1 protein-coding gene and 1 pseudogene are annotated in these 2450 nt (G+C 71.2%); both read right to left on the bottom strand.

Translation table 11 applies throughout. The features are described from left to right. Nucleotides 1-93 precede the first annotated feature (93 nt). Nucleotides 94-1302, bottom strand: coding sequence for a glycosyltransferase family 2 protein (locus tag RIN80_RS03160; protein WP_309093909.1), 1209 nt, complete (start codon nt 1300-1302; stop codon nt 94-96). Between the two features lie 202 nt (nt 1303-1504). Next, nucleotides 1505-2450, bottom strand: a pseudogene (locus tag RIN80_RS03155) (hypothetical protein); the annotation flags it as partial.

Raw genomic sequence — 2450 nt, 5'->3', positions numbered from 1 at the left:
CGAACCGGACGGCGGGACCGGACGGCACCTCGTCGGCGGGACGGGACGGCACCTCGTCGGCGGGGCCGGGGAACCCCCCGGCCCCGCCGCCGTTCACGCCGCCGGCCGCATCTCACGGGACGTCAGCACGCGCCGCGCCTTGCGCACCGCCCGCCGTACGAACGTGTCGACGCCGCCCTCCCGATAGCCCGGGAACGCGCGGGCCTCGCGGGGCCCGGCGAGGTAGACCGCGTCGGGAATGCCCGCGGCGCGGTCGCGGAAGTGCGGATAGGCCAGGTAGACGCGGCGGCCCTTCTTCTCCAGGAGGGCCGCGGCCTGCTTCTTGGCCTTGACGAACCGCACCACGTCCAGCAGCAGGTCCGGGCGCTGCTCGGCGACCAGGTGCAGCCGCAGCCGCTCGTGGACCTTCAGACGCTCGGCGACGCCCTCGGTCCAGTGGGCGTCCATCAGCGGCTTGGCCAGCTCCAGCTTGTGCCGGCGGACCTCCTCGCTGTCGGTGGCGAACTTCGGACCGAACTGCGGCAGCAGCGTGACCAGGAAGGGCCGGACCATCAGCAGATCGCGCCGGCTGCCCGCCGGGACGAGGTCGGCGATGAGGTTCATCAGGGCCCGCGCGGAGTCGAAGCGCAGCGTGTAACTGCCGCTCTTGGTCACGTGCTTGCCGTCGTCACGCCCGACCAGGTAGTAGCAGGTGTGGTCGGCGACCACCGAGACGCCGTTCGCCCGGAGGTAGGCCTCCATCGTGAACAGCGCGTCCTCGCCGGTGAACAGCGACTCGTCGAACCGCATGCCGTGCCGGTCCAGCAGCTCGCGGCGGAACAGCTTCTGCGCGCTGAGGGTGAACTTGATGTTGGAGGAGTAGACGTCCGTCCGCTCCACCGTCTTCCCCCACATGGACTTCGGGGCCGAGCGGTTGACGCCCTCGACCTTGCCGAGGACGACGTCGGTGCCGGCCCGGTCGGCCATGGCGACCATCCGCTCCAGCGCCTCGGGGCCCAGCCGGTCGTCGGCGTCCAGGAAGAAGACGTAGCGCCCGCTCGCCTTGCCCAGGCCGACGTTGCGCGGGCCGCTGGGGCCGCCCGAGTTCTCCTGCCGGATCACCAGCACGTGCATGGGCGCCCGCTCGGCGAACTCCTCCAGGTACTCCCCCGTGCCGTCCGTCGATCCGTCGTCCACCGCGATGACCTCGACGCGGTCCGGATCGATGGTCTGCGCCTCGACGGACGAGAGGCACTCGATCAGATACGGCATCGCTTCGTACGCCCCGATGATCACGCTCACATCAGGCTGCGTCACGGTCACGTTTCCCCCTAGTCAATGGGATATTCCCCCCGTATCGCCTCATTCGCTACTTGGTAGACGGGTGATCGAGGCAAGCGGTTGCCTCGCACACAGGTATTAGTGGGACACGTCACATGGTGAACGGACAGGGAACGGGAGACCACAAGGGCTCGGCCCCCGAGGAACTCCTCGGGGGCCGAACGCCTCAGCGGTGGGCGGCAGTTCAGCCCGTGCCTACTCCGTCCGTGTCACCGGCCGTGGACACCCGCTGCCCGGGCAGGGCGGTCGCCAGCTCGGCCTCCGCCTGGGCCAGGGCGGCCGCGTCCCGTGACTGCTGCCCGACGTTGCGCGTCTCGGCCTTGAGCGCGAGGTTCGCGACGGCGGTGTTGAACTGCTGAAGCGAGGTCGGCTCGTCCGGGCCCAGCAGGTACTGCTTGAGCTCCTTGCGGTCCTCGGCCAGCGGGTCGGCGGCCGGGTCGCGCACGGCGCTCAGCAGCTCGCCCAGCTCGTTCGCGCTGTTGGAGAGGATCACCGCGGCGCGCACCGCCGTGTTGTTCCGCTTGAACTCCTCGGCGCCCACCTCGGCGGAGTCCGTCACCGCGTACGGCTTGCCGCTCGCGATGAAGTCGGAGACCACGCTGGAGATGTCGGAGACCATCGCGTCGGAGACGTTGAAGCAGTCGTACAGCCGCGGCTCGGGCCCGGTGATGACCCGGTGCTCCCAGCTGGGGAAGGAACGCCAGTAGGCGTCGTTCCACTCGGCGCGCAGCCGGGCGGCCTCCTCGTGCCGGGCGACGTCGAGCACGCCGTCACGGGTGGCCTCGGCCTCGTCGCCGCGGTCGCCGCCGGTGCCGGCCAGCTGCGCCAGCCGGGCCTCGATCCGGTCCAGCTCGGCCTTGGCCTGCGCCTGGACGGCGGTGTCGGCGACGAAGCGCGGGTCGAGGGCGCGCTGCGCGGCGGCCTTGCGGACCAGGGCGGTGATGCGCTGGTGGGCGGCGCCGGCCTCCTTGCTGACCGTGCCGGTGAAGGGGTGCGGCTTGTACAGCACGCGCACGGGCGGATCCGCCGCGACCAGCTTGCGCACGATGTTCTCGCCGGCCAGCACGATCGAGGTGTTGCCCGGGTTGCCGTCCCAGCCCTCCCAGGTGGGGGCGTACAGCACCGTGGGG

The organism is Streptomyces sp., assembly GCF_031181705.1.
Classification (GTDB): Bacteria; Actinomycetota; Actinomycetes; order Streptomycetales; family Streptomycetaceae; genus Streptomyces.
This window is presented reverse-complemented; position numbering and strand designations above follow the sequence as displayed.